Source organism: Jatrophihabitans sp. YIM 134969, from assembly GCF_054456675.1.
The window spans coordinates 41,467-58,545 of the sequence record NZ_JBTJEQ010000020.1; the positions used below are offsets into that span (position 1 = coordinate 41,467).

The 17,079-nt window shown below is 72.5% G+C and carries 16 protein-coding genes; 8 read left to right on the forward strand and 8 right to left on the reverse strand.

Features of this window, described 5'->3' with window-relative positions; translation table 11 throughout:
• Positions 1–12 precede the first annotated feature (12 nt).
• From ACXR2U_RS12385 to ACXR2U_RS12395, 3 genes are all read left to right on the forward strand, one after another.
• Entirely contained in the window at positions 13–1,125 is a 1,113-nt protein-coding gene (locus ACXR2U_RS12385) for an adenosine deaminase (protein ID WP_458825338.1), read from the forward strand.
• 69 nt (positions 1,126–1,194) lie between these two features.
• Positions 1,195–3,240, forward strand: a complete 2,046-nt coding sequence (locus tag ACXR2U_RS12390) for a phosphocholine-specific phospholipase C (protein ID WP_458825339.1) — start codon at positions 1,195–1,197, stop codon at positions 3,238–3,240.
• A 177-nt stretch (positions 3,241–3,417) separates the two neighbouring features.
• Positions 3,418–3,999, forward strand: a complete 582-nt coding sequence (locus tag ACXR2U_RS12395) for a helix-turn-helix domain-containing protein (protein ID WP_458825340.1) — start codon at positions 3,418–3,420, stop codon at positions 3,997–3,999.
• A 13-nt stretch (positions 4,000–4,012) separates the two neighbouring features.
• Here ACXR2U_RS12395 and ACXR2U_RS12400 read toward each other — a convergent pair whose 3' ends face one another.
• Genes ACXR2U_RS12400 through ACXR2U_RS12420 form a run of 5 tightly spaced genes read right to left on the reverse strand, consistent with a single transcriptional unit; the run spans position 4,013 to position 9,250 of the window.
• The gene (locus ACXR2U_RS12400; RefSeq protein WP_458825341.1) at positions 4,013–5,047 is read right to left on the reverse strand and encodes a hypothetical protein; all 1,035 of its coding nucleotides are present in this window, start codon (positions 5,045–5,047) and stop codon (positions 4,013–4,015) included.
• A 31-nt stretch (positions 5,048–5,078) separates the two neighbouring features.
• Entirely contained in the window at positions 5,079–5,960 is an 882-nt protein-coding gene (locus ACXR2U_RS12405; protein WP_458825342.1) for an aldehyde dehydrogenase family protein, read from the reverse strand.
• Entirely contained in the window at positions 5,950–7,398 is a 1,449-nt protein-coding gene (locus ACXR2U_RS12410; RefSeq protein WP_458825343.1) for an aldehyde dehydrogenase family protein, read from the reverse strand. Before ACXR2U_RS12410 ends, ACXR2U_RS12405 begins: the two co-directional genes overlap by 11 nt.
• Positions 7,399–7,406: 8 nt before the next feature.
• Positions 7,407–8,408, reverse strand: a complete 1,002-nt coding sequence (deoC, locus tag ACXR2U_RS12415; RefSeq protein WP_458825389.1) for a deoxyribose-phosphate aldolase — start codon at positions 8,406–8,408, stop codon at positions 7,407–7,409.
• Between the two features lie 23 nt (positions 8,409–8,431).
• Positions 8,432–9,250, reverse strand: coding sequence for an alpha/beta hydrolase family protein (locus ACXR2U_RS12420; RefSeq protein WP_458825344.1), 819 nt, complete (start codon positions 9,248–9,250; stop codon positions 8,432–8,434).
• A 38-nt stretch (positions 9,251–9,288) separates the two neighbouring features.
• On the opposite strand from ACXR2U_RS12420, the gene ACXR2U_RS12425 reads away from it, so the two are divergent.
• From ACXR2U_RS12425 to metX, 3 genes are all read left to right on the forward strand, one after another.
• Positions 9,289–9,375: a putative leader peptide gene (locus ACXR2U_RS12425; RefSeq protein WP_458825391.1), complete on the forward strand. Its 87-nt coding sequence runs from the start codon at positions 9,289–9,291 to the stop codon at positions 9,373–9,375.
• Between the two features lie 76 nt (positions 9,376–9,451).
• A complete protein-coding gene (locus ACXR2U_RS12430; RefSeq protein ID WP_458825345.1) occupies positions 9,452–10,771 on the forward strand; it encodes a bifunctional o-acetylhomoserine/o-acetylserine sulfhydrylase in 1,320 nt (439 codons plus the stop codon).
• Between the two features lie 7 nt (positions 10,772–10,778).
• Complete coding sequence (metX, locus tag ACXR2U_RS12435) at positions 10,779–11,882, forward strand: homoserine O-acetyltransferase MetX (RefSeq protein WP_458825346.1); 1,104 nt, start codon at positions 10,779–10,781, stop codon at positions 11,880–11,882.
• A 3-nt stretch (positions 11,883–11,885) separates the two neighbouring features.
• Here metX and ACXR2U_RS12440 read toward each other — a convergent pair whose 3' ends face one another.
• Positions 11,886–12,914: a LacI family DNA-binding transcriptional regulator gene (locus tag ACXR2U_RS12440; protein WP_458825347.1), complete on the reverse strand. Its 1,029-nt coding sequence runs from the start codon at positions 12,912–12,914 to the stop codon at positions 11,886–11,888.
• Between the two features lie 120 nt (positions 12,915–13,034).
• On the opposite strand from ACXR2U_RS12440, the gene upp reads away from it, so the two are divergent.
• Positions 13,035–13,658 (forward strand): uracil phosphoribosyltransferase, encoded by a 624-nt coding sequence (gene upp, locus ACXR2U_RS12445; RefSeq protein ID WP_458825348.1) that lies wholly within the window; start codon positions 13,035–13,037, stop codon positions 13,656–13,658.
• A gap of 56 nt (positions 13,659–13,714) precedes the next feature.
• Here the strand turns inward: upp and ACXR2U_RS12450 are convergent, their stop codons facing one another.
• Both ACXR2U_RS12450 and ACXR2U_RS12455 read right to left on the reverse strand, forming a co-directional pair.
• Positions 13,715–15,412 carry a phospho-sugar mutase gene (locus ACXR2U_RS12450; RefSeq protein ID WP_458825349.1) on the reverse strand — a complete coding sequence of 566 codons (1,698 nt, stop codon included), beginning with the start codon at positions 15,410–15,412 and terminating at the stop codon, positions 13,715–13,717.
• A complete protein-coding gene (locus tag ACXR2U_RS12455; protein ID WP_458825392.1) occupies positions 15,409–16,209 on the reverse strand; it encodes a purine-nucleoside phosphorylase in 801 nt (266 codons plus the stop codon). Before ACXR2U_RS12455 ends, ACXR2U_RS12450 begins: the two co-directional genes overlap by 4 nt.
• A gap of 61 nt (positions 16,210–16,270) precedes the next feature.
• On the opposite strand from ACXR2U_RS12455, the gene ACXR2U_RS12460 reads away from it, so the two are divergent.
• On the forward strand, positions 16,271–17,074 hold the full coding sequence (locus ACXR2U_RS12460) for a glycosyltransferase (protein WP_458825351.1): 804 nt from the start codon (positions 16,271–16,273) through the stop codon (positions 17,072–17,074).
• The last annotated feature ends 5 nt before the right edge of the window (positions 17,075–17,079 follow it).

The window sequence follows — 17,079 nt, forward strand, 5'->3', positions numbered from 1 at the left end:
TACCGTGCACTGATGCCGGCACCACTCACCCCCGAGGTCATCCGCTCCGCCCCGAAGGTCCTGCTGCACGACCACCTCGACGGCGGGTTGCGGCCGGAGACGGTCGTCGAGTTGTCCGAGCAGATCGGCTACACCGGTCTGCCGTCGTACGACCCGGTCGAGCTGGGCGCGTGGTTCCGCGAGGCGGCGGACTCCGGCTCGTTGGTGCGCTACCTGGAGACCTTCGCCCACACGGTCGCAGTCATGCAGACCCCCGAGGGGATCGCACGGGTCGCCCGTGAGTGTGCCGAGGACCTCGCGGACGACGGGGTCGTCTACGCCGAGATCCGGTGGGCGCCGGAGCTGTGTGTCGAGCAGGGCCTCTCGTTGGAGCAGGTCCTCGACGCCGCCCTCGAGGGTTTCGCCGACGGGGTGGCGCAGGCGGCCGCGCGCGGTCGGCACATCCGGGTCGGGGTGCTGGCCACCGCCATGCGCCACGCCGCCCGCTCGCGGGAGATCGCTGACCTCGCGGTCGCGTACCGCGACCGGGGCGTCGTCGGGTTCGACATCGCCGGCGCGGAGGCGGGCTTCCCGCCCACCCGCCACCTCGACGCCTTCGAGTTCCTGCGGCAGAAGAACATGCACTTCACCATCCACGCGGGTGAGGCGTTCGGGCTGCCGTCGATCTGGGAGGCCATCCAGTGGTGCGGCGCCGACCGGCTGGGGCACGGCGTCCGCATCGTCGACGACATCGTGTTCGACACGTCCCTGCCGGCGGCCGAGGCCGCCCACAGCGCGAAGATCGGGCAGTTGGCGCAGTACGTGTGCGACAAGCGCATCCCGCTGGAGATGTGCCCCTCGTCGAACCTGCAGACCGGCGCGGCCGACTCGATCGCCACGCACCCCATCGGCCTGCTGCGCGAACTCGGCTTCCGGGTCACGGTGAACACCGACAACCGGCTCATGAGCGGCACGTCGATGAGCCGCGAGATGGAGTTGCTGGTCGGCGCGTTCGACTGGGGCTGGCGCGACCTGCGGTGGCTGACGGTCAACGCCATGAAGAGTGCGTTCATCCCGTTCGCCGAACGGCTGGAGATCATCGAGTCCGTCATCAAGCCGGGGTACGCGCAGTTGCTCGAACCCTGATGAGCCGGAAGCCCGCCGTTCACGGGATGTGTGCCGCGAAGTCGGACTGACCGGGCAGGGTCCGGGGGCATGCCGAACGTCGACCGCCGCCGCTTCCTCCAACTCGCCGGGGGCGCCTCGGCGCTCTCGCTGCTGCCGACCAGCATCGCCCGGGCCTCGTCCCTGCCCGCCGACCGTCGCCACGGGACGATCGACGACGTCGACCACGTCGTCGTCCTCATGCAGGAGAACCGCAGCTTCGACCACTACTTCGGGACCCTGCGCGGCGTCCGCGGCTACGGCGACCCGCACCCCGCGGTGCTGCCCAACGGGCGCAGCGTGTGGCACCAGGCCGACGGCGACACCGACGTGCTGCCGTTCCGCCCCGACCTCGACGACCTGGGGCTCGCGTTCATCCAGGACCTCGCGCACGGGTGGAGCGACACCCACGCCGCGTGGAACAACGGCAACTACGACGGCTGGATCGGCGCCAAGTCCACGACGACCATGGCGCACCTGCAGCGCTCCGACATGCCGTTCCACCACGCCCTCGCCGACGCGTTCACCGTCTGCGACGCCTACCACTGCTCGTTCATGGGCTCGACCGACCCGAACCGCTACCACCTGTGGACGGGGTGGACCGGCAACGACGGCCGCGGTGGCGGTCCGGTCATCGGCAACGACGAGGCGGGTTACGACTGGACGACCTACCCCGAACGCCTGGAAGCCGCGGGCGTCTCGTGGAAGATCTACCAGGACATCGGGACGGGGTTGGACGCCGACGGCTCGTGGGGCTGGACGACCGACCCGTACATCGGCAACTACGGCGACAACTCGCTGCTGTACTTCGACCGCTACCGCAACGCCGACCCGGGGTCGGCGCTGTACGAGAAGGCCCGCACCGGGACGAACGCTGCACAGGGCGACGATCTGTTCCGCGTCCTGCGCCGCGACGTCGTGTCGGGGAAACTGCCGCAGGTCTCGTGGATCGCGGCGCCGGAGGCGTTCACCGAACACCCGAACTGGCCGGCCAACTACGGCGCCTGGTACATCGCGAAGGTGCTCGACGCGTTGACCGCGAACCCCGACGTGTGGGCGCGCACGGTGTTCCTGGTGACCTACGACGAGAACGACGGCTTCTTCGACCACGTCGTGCCGCCGTACCCGTCGACGCCGTCGTTGCCGGGCGCGTCGACTGTCTCGACCGCGATCGAGGAGTACCGCGGCAGCCAGGGCGTCCGCGCGCCGTACGGGCTCGGCCAGCGGGTGCCGATGATCGCCATCTCGCCGTGGAGCACCGGCGGGTGGGTCTGCTCGGAGACCTTCGACCACACCTCGGTCCTGCGGTTCACCGAGAAGCGCTTCGGCGTCGCGGAGTCCAACATCAGCGCGTGGCGCCGTACCGTGTGCGGCGACCTCACCTCGGCGTTCGACTTCGCCAAGACCACGACGAGCGTGCCGACCCTGCCGCGCACCGGCGCCTACAAGCCGACCGACCACGAGCGGCACCCCGACTACGTCCCCACCCCGCCCGCCGATCCGTCCCTGCCGCGTCAGGAGCCGGGGACCCGTCCGTCGCGCCCGCTCGGCTACCGCGTCGACGCCCGCGCCACCGTCACCCCGGGACGCGTCGACGTCGCCCTGCGCAACGACGGCAGGATCGGCGCCCACTTCCAGGCCCGGGTCCAGCAACCCGCCGCGGTACCGCCGTCGAGCTACACCCTGGGCGCCGGCCGCAGCCTCGCCGCGCACTGGAGCGCACCCGGTGCGTACGACCTCGCGATCCACGGCCCGAACGGCTTCTACCGCCGGTGGGCGGGCACGAGCACGGCCGCCGAACCCGAGGTGACGCTCGACGTCGTCGGCGGCGTGCTGGTGCTCGCGGTGGCCAACCCCGGCACCCGGCCGCTCACCGCCACGGTCGCCGACGCCTACCGCCCCCGCCGACCCACCACCCTCACCGTGCCGCCCGGCCGTTCCACGACCCACCGGCTCCCGATCTCCGACACCGCCGGCTGGTACGACTTCACCGTCACCACCCCGGCCAAGAGCGGTGCCCCGGTCAGCACCCGCCAACTCGCCGGCCGCATCGAGACCGGCCGCCCCAGCACCAGCGACCCCCAACTGGGCCGCTGACCGCCTCCGGCCCACGAACGCACTCTGGCTACCGGGTCGCCAGCCACCCGGCGACCCGGTCGAACTGCTCTGGCACTGCTAGCACCGGCGCGAGCAGTGCCAGAGCGTCGCAGGCGGTACTGCCCGAACCGGGGTCGGCTCACGAAATCGTCGGACCCCGGGCGCAGGCTGGATCTCGTGGACGATGAGGGCGAGGAAGCGTGCGAGTCGGTCGAGCGACCGGAGTGGTGGGATCCCGAGTTCGATGCTGAGCTCGACGCGGTCGCGGAGTCGATGCCGCTCCCCGGCCCGCCGCCGGTGCGGGAGTGGACCCGGCCGGTGCGCGTGCGCGAGCCGCGGGAGTACGACCGTCGTCTCGCGGTCCTGACCGCGGACGCGGTGGGGGAGTTCCTCCGCGCCTGCCGTGCGTCGGCGGGGTTGAGCCAACGCGACCTGGCCGAGGCCGCAGGGGTGCCCCGTTCCACGGTCGGTCGTGTCGAGGCGGGCCACGTCGAGGACGTGAAGCTCTCCACGATCGTCCGGCTCGCCGAGGAGTGCGACGTCATCCTGGTCGGGACGACGGGCTCACACGCCCCGATGCTCGAGACCGACCTCGCGCAGCGCCACACCGACCGAGCCGGTCGCATGATGCCGGCGCACCTGTTCAACCTGCCCTACCTGGCGCCCCTGACCGGCGACGACTCGTGGCGCGTACGTCGCGGTGTCCCGCGGCGGACCTACCGCACCTCGCTGCCGGTGCGCGACGTGCCCGACGAGTGAGGGCCGGGCAGGCTCAGTCCTCCTGCTGCAGGCAGCTGTCGACCTCCCCGACCGCGGCGGCCCAGGCCTCGGGGTCGGCGGGGTCGGCGAGGTCGTCCTCGTCGGCGTCGAGGTTGCAGAAGTCCATGAGCTCGAGCAGCAGGACGCCACCACGGGAGTTCGGGGTGGTGAGGTCGAACGAGGAGCCGAGGCCGGGGCGGAAGCGGTCGTCGGGGACCTCGGCCTCATCGCGGATCTCGTCCCAGAACTCCAGCTTGGTGAGCTCGTGCTCCTCGGCCTCGCGGCAGTACCGGGCGAGGCCCGCGACGGTCTCGAAGACCGCGACCGTCTCGTCGGCGCCGAGGAACAGGACGTCGTCCTCGCGCTCGCCGCGCACCGTGAAGACGGTGCGTTCGGGCAGGACGATCTCGATGGGTTCGGCGCCGATGCGGTCCCACGCGGTCTCGGTGCCGAGGTCGGTCGCGCTGAAGTCGCCGCGCCACTCCAACCACTTCTCGACGCGGGCGATGGCCCGCTCCCACGTCGACGCGACGACGTCGCCGAGGTCGTCCCACGCCTTCTGGCCCTCGCGGCCGGAGTAGCTGGTGTCCTCGTCCTGCACGTCGACGTACTCGGGGGTGCCGTTGACCAGCGCCTTGAGCTTGCCGTCGTCGCAGCACTCGGCGATCTCGGCGACCATCTCCACGACCGATCCGACGTTGCTCACGGTGATCGGGTCCGGGGTGTCGGCGGCCCAGCCGAACACGGCGTCGAGGTCGTAGTGGTCCTCGGGGCCGGCCCGGAACTGCGTCACCGGCCAGTCCACGACGTCCTCCCACCCGGGGTGGTCCGAGAGGTCGGTCTCGCGGTCCTCCTCGGTGACCTGCTCGACGTACTCGGCCAAGGCGTCCGGGCTCGGGAACACGAGGATCGTGCTGCCCTCGCCGAGGAAACCCTGCCACTCCTCGCCGTCGTCGTCCTCCCACGGCGGCGCCCACAGGGTGAGGCCGATGCGGCCGTTGACGGTGAGGGTGATCGGGACGATCGAGCCCGAGGTCGAGGCGGTCACGGGTGCGAACCTACCCAGTCCGGACCAGCGCTCAGACCCCGATGGGGTGCCACACCGTCTTGGCCTCGACGAACGCGCCGAGCCGGGAGGTGCCGGGATCGGCGTACCAGTCCTCGGGGTCGGGCACGTGCACGCGGGTCACCGAGTCCGCGGCCGCGCGCGCCAGCGCCGGCCGGTCCTCGGACGTGACACCGGTGAGGTCGAGGGCGTCGACGTCGCGGTGGGCGGCGAGCGGCGGCGCGAGTTCGGCGACCGGGCCGGTGAGCAGGTTGACCACGCCACCGGGGACGTCGGACGTCGCGAGCACCTCGGCCAGGGAGATCGCCGGGAGCGGCCGTGCGGCCGACGCGACGACCACCGCGGTGTTGCCGGTGCACACGACCGGCGCGAACACCGACACCAGGCCGAGCAGCGAACTGTCCTGCGGCGCGACGACCCCGACCACGCCGGTCGGCTCGGGCAACGTGAACGAGAAGTACGAGCCCGCAACCGGGTTCGTCGATCCCGCGACCTGGGCGTACTTGTCGGCCCACCCCGCGTACCAGACCAACCGGTCGACGGCCGCGTCCACCTGACGGCCGGCCTCGGCCGCGGACACACCCTCCGCCGTGCGCACCTCGGCGACGAACTGCTCGCGTCGGCCCTCGAGCATCTCGGCGATGCGGTAGACGACCTGCCCGCGGTTGTAGGCGGTCGCCCCGCCCCAGCCCGCGACCGCGCCACGGGCGGCCTTCACGGCGTCGCGGACGTCCTTGCGTGAGGCGTGGGCGGCGTGGGCCACAAGAGTCCCCCTCGCGCTCAGGACGGGATAGGACCGGCCGGACTCCGACCGCGGGAACGCCCCGCCGATGTACAGCTTGTACGTCTTGCGGACGTCGAGGCGCGTCGAGTCGCGCGTGCCGTCAGTGGGCAAGGTAGGCCTCCAGACCCTGCCGGCCGCCCTCGCGACCGAACCCGGACTCGCCGTAGCCGCCGAACGGCGCGGCGGGGTCGAACCGGTTGAACGTGTTGGCCCACACCACGCCCGCGCGCAGCCGCTGGGTCATCCAGAGGATGAGCGAGCCCTTCTCGGTCCACACCCCGGCCGACAACCCGTAGGGCGTGTTGTTGGCCTTGGCCACGGCCTCCGCCGGCGTGCGGAACGTCAGCACCGACAGCACCGGTCCGAAGATCTCCTCGCGGGCGATGCGGTGCGCGGTCGACACCTCGGTGAACAGCGTCGGCGGGAACCAGTACCCGCGCTCGGGGATCTCGCACGGCGCCGACCACCGGTGCGCACCCTCGGCCTCGCCGGCCGCGGTGAGTTCCCGGATCCGCTCCAGTTGCGCGTGCGAGTTGATCGCGCCGATGTCGGTGTTCTTGTCCATCGGGTCGCCCAGGCGCAGGGTCTGCAACCGTTCCTGCAGCCGGGCCACGACCTCGTCGGCGATCGACTCCTGCACCAGCAACCGCGACCCGGCGCAGCAGACGTGGCCCTGGTTGAAGAAGATCCCGTTGACGATGCCCTCGACGGCCTGGTCGATCGGTGCGTCGTCGAACACGACGTTCGCCGCCTTGCCGCCCAGTTCCAGGGTGAGCCGCTTGCGGGTGCCGGCGAGGTCGCGGGCGATGGCCTTGCCGACCTCGGTCGACCCGGTGAACGCGACCTTGTCGACGTCGGCACCGACGACGGCCGCGCCCACCGCGGGGCCGCCCGGCAGGATGTTGACCACGCCCGGCGGCAGGTCGGCCTCGGCGATGATCTCCGCGAGCGTCAGTGCGGTCAGCGGCGTGGTCTCGGCCGGCTTGAGGACGACGGTGTTGCCGCACGCCAGGGCGGGCGCGAGCTTCCACGCTGCCATCAGGAGCGGGAAGTTCCACGGGATGACCTGCCCCGCCACCCCGAGCGGGCGCGGGTCCGGGCCGAAGCCCGCGTGCTCGAGCTTGTCGGCCCACCCCGCGTGGTAGAAGAAGTGCGCGGCCGCCGTGGGGATGTCGACGTCACGCGACTCCTTGATCGGCTTGCCGTTGTCGAGGGTCTCCAGCACGGCCAGTTCCCGGGAGCGTTCCTGGATGGCCCGCGCGATGCGGAACAGGTACTTGGCGCGGTCACGGCCCGAGGTCTTCGACCACACCTTCTCGTAGGCCTTGCGCGCGGCCTTCACGGCGTCGGCGACGTCGGCCTCGTTCGCCTCGGCGATCTCGGCCAACGGTTCCTCGGTGGCCGGGTTGACCGTCTTGACCGCGTCACCGCGGCCGGCGCGGAACTCGCCGTCGACGAAGATGCCGTAGTGCTCGCGCAGCCGGCCGGCTGCGGCCGACTCCGGTGCCGGGGCGTACTCGAAGGGTGACGACGTGCGTTCGGCGGGCATCGGCTTCCTCAGTCGTGGCTGACGTAGCGGACGCTGTCGTACGCGCCGGTGGCGAGCTTGTGGCGTTGCAGGACCAGGTCGTCGAGCAGACTCGACGCCCCGAAGCGGAACTGGTCGGGGTGGAGCCACTCCGGGCCCGCGACCTCGTTGACGATCACCAGGTAGCGCACGGCGTCCTTGGTGGTGCGGATGCCGCCCGCGAGCTTCACCCCGCGGATGTCGGTGCCGCCCGCGGCCGCGGCGCCGTGCCCGCGCCCGCCTCCCGCGAAGTCCCGCACCGCCTGCAGCATCGTCAACGCGACCGGGGGCGTGGCGGCCGGGTTCACCTTGCCGGTCGAGGTCTTGATGACGTGGCCGCCGGCGAGCAGCGCCAGCCACGAGGCCCGGCGCACGTTGTCGAGGGTGACGAGCTCGCCGGTCTCCAGGATGACCTTGAGGTGGGCGGCGCCGCACGCCTCGCGGATCGCGACGATCTCGTCGAACACCTGGCCGTACCGGCCCGACAGGAACGCCCCGCGGTCGATGACCATGTCGATCTCGTCGGCGCCCGCCTCGACGGCGTCCTGGGTGTCGGAGATCTTGACGTCGAGAGACGCCCGGCCGGACGGGAAGGCCGTCGCGACCGCTGCGACCTTGACGCCGGTGCCCTGCAGTCGCTGCACCGCCGTCTCGACGAGGTCGGGGTAGACGCAGACGGCGGCGACCCGCGGCGGCGGGACGTCGCCCGGCCACGGCCCGGTGGGATCGGGGTTCGCGGCCCGGGCGCACAGCGACGCGACCTTGCCGTGCGTGTCGTTGCCCTCGAGGGTGGTGAGGTCGACCATCGAGATGGCGGTGTCGATGGCCCAGGCCTTCGCGGTGGTCTTGATGCTGCGGGTGGCGAGAGCCGCGCACCGCTGTTCGGCGCCGACCTGGTCGACGCCCGGCAGGCCGTGCAGGAAGCGCTTCAGGGACGACTCGTCACGGGTGACGTCGGCCCACTCACCGCTCGGCGCCAGCGGCGTGTCCACGAGACTCACGGAGCCCACCGTAGTCAGGTCGAGAGGTCCCCGATCAGTCCGACGATCGAGGTCCAGGCGGCCGACCCGGTGTCGATGAGGGTGAAGTGGTCGCCCTCGACGGTGGTGAGGGTGGCGTCGTCGCCCACGGCGGTGGCGGCGTCGACGTAGGTCACCGACTGCTCGTAGGGCACGTTGGCGTCGGCCCGGGCGTGCACGCACCGCACGGGGACACCGAGTGGCAGGTGGGCGAGCGGGCTCGCCGAGGCGTACCGGTCGGGGACGTCGGTGGGGGTCCCGCCGAGCAGGTCCGGCACGGCGGTGCCGCCGACGCCGTTCTCCGCGGCGCCGACCAGGTCCAGCACGCCCGCCTGCGACACGGCGCCCGCCACCCGCCCCCTCAGCGACGGTTGCCCGGCCGCCCAGGTCACGAGCTGGCCCCCGGCCGAGTGTCCGAGCAGGACGAGCCGTTCGGCGTCGACGTGCTCGAGGGCGGTGCGGACGTCGTCGAGCGTCGTGGGCCACCCCCCGCCGTCGCCGACCCGCCGGTACTCGACGTTCCAGGCGGGCCACCCGCGGGCGGCGAGGTCCTCGGCGAGGGGGACGCCGAGCGAGGCGTCGTACTGCGCCCGCCAGAAACCGCCGTGCACGACGGCCACGGCGCACGCCCGAACGGGCACACCTGCGGGCACGTCGTAGCGGTCGACCCACTGGCTCGGGTCGCCGCCGTAGGTGACCCGCGTGCTCGCTGTCATGCCGTCTCCCTCGGGGCTCGGGGCGCGTCCGCAGCCGACGAGCCCTCCGACCGCGGCCGCGGCGGTCGCCAGCAGCATCGTCCGGCGGGTCACTGCCACGTGTCCATCCCATCACCGGACCGTTACGCTCCGGGTTCATGTCGACCGCCGCCCCGCTGCTGCTCACGCAGCGCCGCGCCGTCGACCTCGCGCGCATCGCCAGCGCGCTGTGTCGCGCCGTCTGAGGTTCTTCGTCCCCCGCCGCCCGGTCAGTTCCCGACGACTCCGCCCGTCGATCCCCACCACTCCTGGAGACAAGACATGTCGAGTGACACCTGGTCCTTCGAGACCCGCCAGATCCACGCCGGCCAGAGTGCCGACGCCGCCACCCACGCCCGCGCGCTGCCGATCTACCAGACGACCAGCTACACCTTCGAGGACACCCAGCACGCCTCGGACCTGTTCGCGCTGAAGCAGTTCGGCAACATCTACACCCGGATCATGAACCCCACGCAGGCCGTGGTGGAGGACCGGATCGCCTCGCTCGAGGGCGGGGTCGGCGCCCTGCTCGTCGCCTCCGGCCAGGCCGCCGAGACGTTCGCGATCCTCAACCTCGCGCAGGCGGGCGACCACATCGTGTCGAGCGCGAGCCTCTACGGCGGCACCTACAACCTGTTCCACTACACGCTGCCGAAATTCGGCATCGAGGTGACGTTCGTCGACGACCCCGACGACCTCGACGCCTGGCGCGCGGCCGTCCGACCGAACACCAAGGCCTTCTACGGCGAGACGGTCCCGAACCCGCGCAACGACATCTTCGACATCGAGCCGATCGCGGCCATCGCCCACGAGAACGGCGTGCCGCTCATCGTCGACAACACCGTGGCGACGCCCTACCTGCTGCGGCCGTTCGAGCACGGTGCCGACATCGTGGTGCACAGTGCAACGAAGTACCTGGGCGGCCACGGCACGTCGATCGGTGGCGTCATCGTCGACAGTGGCAACTTCGACTTCGCCCAGGACCCGGCCAAGTACCCCGGCTTCAACGAGCCCGACGCCAGCTACCACGGCGTCACGTACGCCCGGGACCTCGGCGTGGGCTCGGCCCTCGGAGCCAACCTGGCCTACATCCTCAAGGCCCGCGTGCAGTTGCTGCGTGACGTCGGCGCCTCGATCTCGCCGTTCAACGCCTTCCAGCTGTCGATCGGCATCGAGACCCTCTCGCTGCGGGTCGAGCGCCACGTGCAGAACGCGCAGAAGGTCGCCGAGTGGCTCGAGGCGCGCGACGAGGTCGTGAGCGTGAACTACGCCGGCCTGCCGTCGTCGAAGTACCACGAGCGCGCCCAGAAGTACCTGCCGAAGGGTGCCGGCGCCGTCGTCGCGTTCGAGATCCAGGGCGGGCTCGAGGCCGGCAAGAAGTTCGTCGAGGCCCTCGAACTGCACAGCCACGTCGCCAACATCGGTGACGTCCGCAGCCTGGTCATCCACCCGGCGTCGACCACGCACTCCCAGCTCACGGTCGACGAGCAGGCGCTGTCGGGGGTCACCCCCGGCCTGGTCCGGCTCGCGGTCGGTCTCGAGGGCATCGAGGACATCCTCGCCGACCTCGACGCCGGCTTCAGGGCCTCGAAGGGCGCCTGACCGCTCCATGAGCAGGAGGTACGCGGACATCGGGGTCGTCGCGCTCGAACTGGGCGGCGACCTCGACGTCCGCGTCGCGTACGAGACGTGGGGGACCCCTCGGCGCGACGACACGGGGCGGATCGTCAACGCCGTCCTGGTCGAGCACGCGCTGACCGGCGACGCCCACGTCGCCGGACCGGCCGGACCCGATCAGCCGACACCGGGTTGGTGGGGCGCGCTCATCGGGCCGGGCGGGGCGGTCGACACCGACCGGTGGTTCGTCGTGTGCGCGAACGTCCTCGGCGGCTGCCGCGGCACGCTCGGGCCGGCGACCCTCCAGGCGGACGGGACGCGGCTGGGTTCGCGGTTCCCCCGCGTCACCGTCCGCGACCAGGTCGAGGTGGAACGACGGCTGGCGGACGTGCTCGGCGTCGAACGGTTCGCGACCGTGCTCGGCGGGTCGATGGGTGGGATGCGAGCGCTGGAGTGGCTGGTCACGGCGCCGGAACGGGTCGGCTCGGCGCTGCTGCTCGCCACCTGTGCGGCCTCGAGCGCCGACCAGATCGCCTTGCAGACGCTGCAGATCCAAGCCGTCACGGGCGACCCGGCGTGGCGCGGCGGGGACTACCTGCCGGACGCCGCACCGGTGTACGGCCTGGGCCTCGCCCGCCGCATCGCGCACTACAGCTACCGGTCGGCGTACGAGCTGGAGGAGCGCTTCGGGCGCGACCCGCAGCTCGGTGAGGACCCGTTCGCCGCGCCGCCCGACGCCCCGCCCGGACGCTTCGCGGTGACCTCGTACCTCGACCACCACGCGGCCAAGCTCGTCGGCCGCTTCGACGCCGGCAGCTACGTCACGCTCACCGACGCCATGAACACCCACGACGCCGGCCGCGGCCGGGGCGGTCTCGCCGCGGCTCTCGGCGGCGTCGACGTGCCGGTGGTCGTCGGCGGCATCGACAGCGACCGGCTGTACCCGATCGGGCAGCAGGTCGAACTCGCCGAGTTGCTGCCGCGCGCCGACGGCCTCGACGTGGTCGAGTCCCCCTACGGACACGACGGGTTCCTCATCGAGGTCGACGCCGTCGCGAAGCTCGCCGCCCGGGCGCTGGAGCTCGGCGCCGCCTGATCCTCAGTCGCGGCGAGGCGGGCCGTGCGAGCCGCGGACGACGACGTCCACCGGCAGCTCGTGGTGCTCGACCGTGCCGGGGGTGGCGATGGCGCGCACGAGCACCGCCGCCGCCTCCCGGCCCAACCGCTGCATGTCGAGCCGGGCCGTCGTGAGCGGAGGGTCGAGGTACGCCGCCACCTCGATGTCGTTGAAGCCGGTGACCGTGAGGTCGGCGGGCACGCGGAGCCCGGCCGCCTGCGCGGCGTGCACCAGGCCGATCGCGAGGTCGTCGTTGTGGGCCATGAGCGCCGTGATGTCGGGGCGCTCGGCGAGCAGGCGCCGTCCCGCGTCCATCCCGGCCTCGATCGAGTAGCTCTCCGCACGCGCCGGGACCAGGGTCGTCGCGGGGTCCAGGCCCAGCTGACGCAGCGCGTCGGCGTGCAGGTCGGTGCGCAACGGCGGGTTGCTCGGCGCCTCCGGGCCGACGACGAGCCCGATCCTGCGGTGCCCGGCTCCGACGACGAGCGCGGCGAGGTCGTGGACGCCGGTCGGCAGGTCGTACCCGACCGTCGAGAGCCCGTCAGGGCTCACGGTGGTGTCGAGCAGCACGACCGGGGTGCCGGTGCGCGCGAGCCCCTGCAGGCTGCCGTGGCTGGTGTAGCTCGACGCCGTGATGAGGCCGTCGACCTGCCGCGACACCAGGTTGTCGAGCGCGCGGGTCTCCTGGTTGTCGTCCCGGTTGGTGTCGGCGACCAGCAGGAACAGGTCGTGCTCGCCCAGGACCTGCTCGATCCCGCGGATGAGCGGCGGGTAGAGCGGGCTCAGGATGTCGGGGACGATGACGCCGACGGTGCGGCTGCTGCGCATGCGCAGCCCGCGCGCGTTCATGTTCGGCCGGTAGCCGAGGGTGTCGGCGGCCTCGCGCACCCGCTGGGCGGTGGCCGGGTGCACGCGTGCCGCCGTCGCGGGGTTCAGTGCGCGTGAGGCGGTGGCCTTGTGGACACCGGCGCGCTGCGCGACGTCACCCAACGTGGGGCGTCCGGGTGTCACAGGCGGACCTTAACACCGGAGCGAGAACGCTTGCGCTGATCAACTGGGAGATCAACACCGGGCGGTGTTGGGCCTCGGGGTGTGGGACCGTCCCGGGCGGGCTCGCTAGGGTCAGCAGCCGTGGACACCACGGTCGTCGACCACCCGATCGTCGCGTCGCGTCTCACCGTCATGCGGGACGAACGCAGCAGCAACGCCGAATTCCGCTCGGCGCTGACCGAGCTCGCGACCCTGCTGGTCTACGAGGCCACCCGGACCGTCGCGGTGCGGGAGATCTCGGTGACCACACCCGTCACGACGACCACGGGCGTCACCCTGGCCAACCCGCCGCTGCTCGTGCCGGTGCTGCGCGCGGGCCTGGGCATGGCCGAGGCCGCGTTCAACCTGCTGCCCGAGTCGCAGATGGGGTTCGTCGGTCTGGCCCGCGACGAGGTCACCCACGAACCCAAGCCGTACATGGCCTCGCTGCCGGACTCGCTCGCCGGCCGGCCGGTCATCGTGCTCGACCCGATGCTCGCCACCGGCGGCTCGTTGATCCACTGCGTGCAGCTGCTGGTCAGCCGCGGCGCCGACGACATCACCGTCATCTGCGCCCTCTCGACCCCCGAGGGGCTGCAGAACCTCGCCGACACCGGCCTGCCGGTCCGGGTGTTCACCGCCAGCATCGACGAGGGCCTCAACGAGAACGCCTTCATCGTCCCCGGTCTCGGCGACGCCGGCGACCGCCAGTTCGGCCCGCGCTAGCCGTCGAATTCTGTGTACTCCTGCAGCCTGACGCTGCAGGAGTACACGGAATCCGGTCAGGACGCGGCGGCGCGCAGGCGTGAGGTGAGTTCGGCCGCGATCGCGTCGAGTTCGGCCGCCGCCTCGGTGCGGGCGGTCGCGACGTCGGCGACCTCGCCCGAGGCGACCGACCGGCGCACCTCGAGGTAGACCTTGAGCTTGGGCTCGGTGCCCGACGGCCGCACCACGGCGCGGCCGGTCTCCCAGGTCAGGCGGGCGCCGTCGGTGGCGGGGCTCTGGTCGCGCAGGTCGACCGTGCTGACCTCGTGGCCCCCCAGGGTGGCCGGCGGGTCGGCCCGCAGCGCGTCGAGCATGGTGCCGATGGCGGCGAGGTCGTCGACCCGCAGGGAGACGCCGCGGGTGAGGTGGACGCCGAACTGCGCGGCGAGTTCGTCCAGCCGCGCGGCGGGTGACGACCCGGCGGCGAGCAGGTCGCGGGTGAGGACGGCCGCGAGCAGCCCCGCGGAGATGCCGTCCTTGTCGCGGACCACGGACGGGGCGACGGCGTAGCCGAGGGCCTCCTCGTAGCCGAACGCGAGGTCGGCGCCGCCACGCACGATCCACTTGAAGCCGGTGAGCGTCTCGGCGTAGACCGCGCCGGGACCGGCCGCCTCGACCAGGGCGCCGAGCATCGTCGAGCTGACGATGGTCGTGGCGTACGTCCCGGTCACGCCGTCGCGCAGCAGGGCGTCGGCGAGCAGCACGCCGACCTCGTCGCCGGTGAGGGCGCGCCAGGTGCCGTCGGAGCCGGGGACGGCCAGGGCGCAGCGGTCGGCGTCGGGGTCGTTGGCGATGAGCAGCTGTGCGTCCTGCTCCGCGGCGAGGGCGAGCGCGAGGTCGAGGGCGCCCGCCTCCTCGGGGTTGGGGAACGCGACGGTGGGGAACTCGGGGTCAGGGTCGCGTTGCTGCGTCACCGGGACCAGTGAGGTGAACCCGGCGGCGTCGAACACCCGCTGCACGGTCGTCCAGCCGACGCCGTGCATGGAGGTGTGAACGATGCGCAGTGCAGCGTTCGCCGGATCGTTGCTCTCGACACCGCTCGCACCGACCACGGCCCGCACGTAGCCCTCGACCAGGTCGTCGCCGAGGGTCGACCAGTCGTCGGACAACGCGATCGCGGCTGTCGGCCCGACGGCCGCGATCGACGCCTCGATCTCACTGTCGACCGGGGGCACGATCTGCGCGCCGTCGCCCAGCACGGAGTCCTCGGGCGAGGCGTGCAACCGGGGGTCGAGGCCGAGGTACACCTTGTAGCCGTTGTCGTTCGCCGGGTTGTGCGAGGCCGTCACCATGATCCCGACTGCGGCGTCACGGTCGCGGACGGCGTACGCCAGCACCGGGGTCGGGAGCGGGCCGGGCAGAACCTCGACTTCGAACCCCGCGGCCGCGAAGACGCCCGCCGAGTCGTGAGCGAACTCCCGCGACCGGTGCCGGGCGTCGTGGCCGATGACGACCGTCGAGCCGTACGCGTCGCGCGAGCCCAGCCAGGCGGCGATGCCCGCGGCGGCGCGGCGCACCACGGCCGCGTTCATGCCGTTGGGTCCGGCCCGGAGCGGACCGCGCAGCCCGGCGGTGCCGAAGGCCAGCGTGGCGGAGAACCGGTCGGTCAGCGCGGCGGTGTCGCCGGCCGCGACCAGCGCGTCGAGTTCGGTGGCGTCGCGGTCGGAGACCTCGTCGGCCCGCCAGGCGGCGACCCGGTCGTCGAGCTCGGTCACGCCGCCTCCTCGGCGGGCAGCCGCTCGACCAGTTCGCGCAGCAGGCCGCCCATCCGCGAGGCGGCCGCGGCGCCGGCGGCGAGGACGTCGTGGTGGTCGAGGTTCTCCCCGCCCATGCCGGCGGCAGCGTTGGTCACCAGCGAGATCCCCAGCAGCTCCAGGCCTTCGGCCCGGGCCGCGATGGCCTCGAGGACCGTCGACATGCCGACCAGGTCGGCGCCGAGCGTGCCGGCCATCTTCACCTCGGCGGGCGTCTCGTACATCGGGCCGGGGAACTGGGCGTAGACGCCCTCGACCAGGCTCGGGTCGATCTCCTGCGCGAGCCGGCGCAGCCGCTTCGACCACGCCTCGGTGAGGTCGACGAAGCGGGGCCCGACCAGCGGGCTGCGGAACGTGAGGTTGAGGTGGTCGCGCAGCAGCACCGGCTGCCCGACGACGTGGGCCGGGTCGAGCCCGCCGCAGGCGTTGGTGAGCACGAGGGTCCGCACCCCGGCCGCCGCGGCGGTGCGGACGCCGTGCACGACCGGCTCGACGCCGCGTCCCTCGTAGAGGTGGGTGCGGCCGAGGAAGACCAGCACGTGCCGGTCACCGACCGTGACCGACCGGATCGTGCCGGCGTGACCGGACACCGCGGGCGGGAGGAAGCCCGGCAGGTCGGTGGTCCGGATCTCGGCGTCGGCCACGCCGAGCGCGTCGGCCGCCGGCACCCAGCCGGACCCGAGCACGATCGCGACGTCGTGACGCGCGTGCCCGGTCCTCTCGGCGATCGTCGCGGCGGCGGCGCGGGCGGTGGCCATCGGGTCGTCCGCGGGGGTTCCCGGAGGTGTGTCCGTCACCCGAGCGACCTTAGGGGAACCCGTGCGAGGCACCCTGGTGGACGTGTTCAAACCCCGTGCACAGGTCGTCGTCCCCGCCTTCGGCCAGGACCACCTCACCGACACCGTTGTCGCTGACCTCCTGCGCGACGGCGGCGACGAGCCGGTCGTCGTCGTCGACAACCGCGGCGACTACACCCCGGCGGTGTCCGATCCCCGCCTGACGGTCCACCGGCCGGGCGTCAACCTCAAGTGGATCGGCACCGTCAACTGGGCGCTCGACACCGCCGAGGCGTCCGGCACCGACGTCGTCGTGGTGCTCAACAACGACACCCGGCTCTCCCGCGGGTACCTCGCGGCACTACTGCGGACCTTCGAGGACCAGGACGACGTCGCCGTCGCCGCGGGGGTCTACGACGACTTCTGGCTGCACGAGCGCGCCACGGTGATCCCCGCCAGCGCGGATGCCTACGTGCCGGTGGCGGCGTACCGCGACGTCCCGTTCTGCGACGGCACCGGCATCGCGTTCTCGGTGACCGCCGCGAAGGCGATCGGACGTCTCGACACCGTCGCGTTCCCCGAGCACGGTTACGGCGCCGACCTGGACTACGCGATCCGTGCCCACCGGGCGGGCTACCGGTGCGTGGTCACCGAGAGCGCCTACCTCAGCCACCTGCGGCGCGGCACCATGGACGGCATCGCCGAGGAGACCGGTGAGCGGCACCGGCACGAGATCCTCACCGGACTCGACGGCCTCTACGGGCCCGACTGGCGTCCCCTGGTCGGCCTCGGGCCGGGCGCGTTCCCGGCGCACAACACCGGCAGTTCGGCGTCCTGGTACGCCTGATCGCG

Bases quoted from the DNA above. Each gene is read 5' to 3' on its own strand.
- ACXR2U_RS12390 (WP_458825339.1), top strand. From the start codon at position 1,195: ATGCCGAACGTCGACCGCCGCCGCTTCCTCCAACTCGCCGGGGGCGCC.
- ACXR2U_RS12385 (WP_458825338.1), top strand. From the start codon at position 13: ATGCCGGCACCACTCACCCCCGAGGTCATCCGCTCCGCCCCGAAGGTC.
- ACXR2U_RS12425 (WP_458825391.1), top strand. From the start codon at position 9,289: ATGTCGACCGCCGCCCCGCTGCTGCTCACGCAGCGCCGCGCCGTCGAC.
- metX (WP_458825346.1), top strand. From the start codon at position 10,779: ATGAGCAGGAGGTACGCGGACATCGGGGTCGTCGCGCTCGAACTGGGC.
- ACXR2U_RS12455 (WP_458825392.1), bottom strand. From the start codon at position 16,209: ATGGCCACCGCCCGCGCCGCCGCCGCGACGATCGCCGAGAGGACCGGG.
- ACXR2U_RS12430 (WP_458825345.1), top strand. From the start codon at position 9,452: ATGTCGAGTGACACCTGGTCCTTCGAGACCCGCCAGATCCACGCCGGC.
- ACXR2U_RS12410 (WP_458825343.1), bottom strand. From the start codon at position 7,398: ATGCCCGCCGAACGCACGTCGTCACCCTTCGAGTACGCCCCGGCACCG.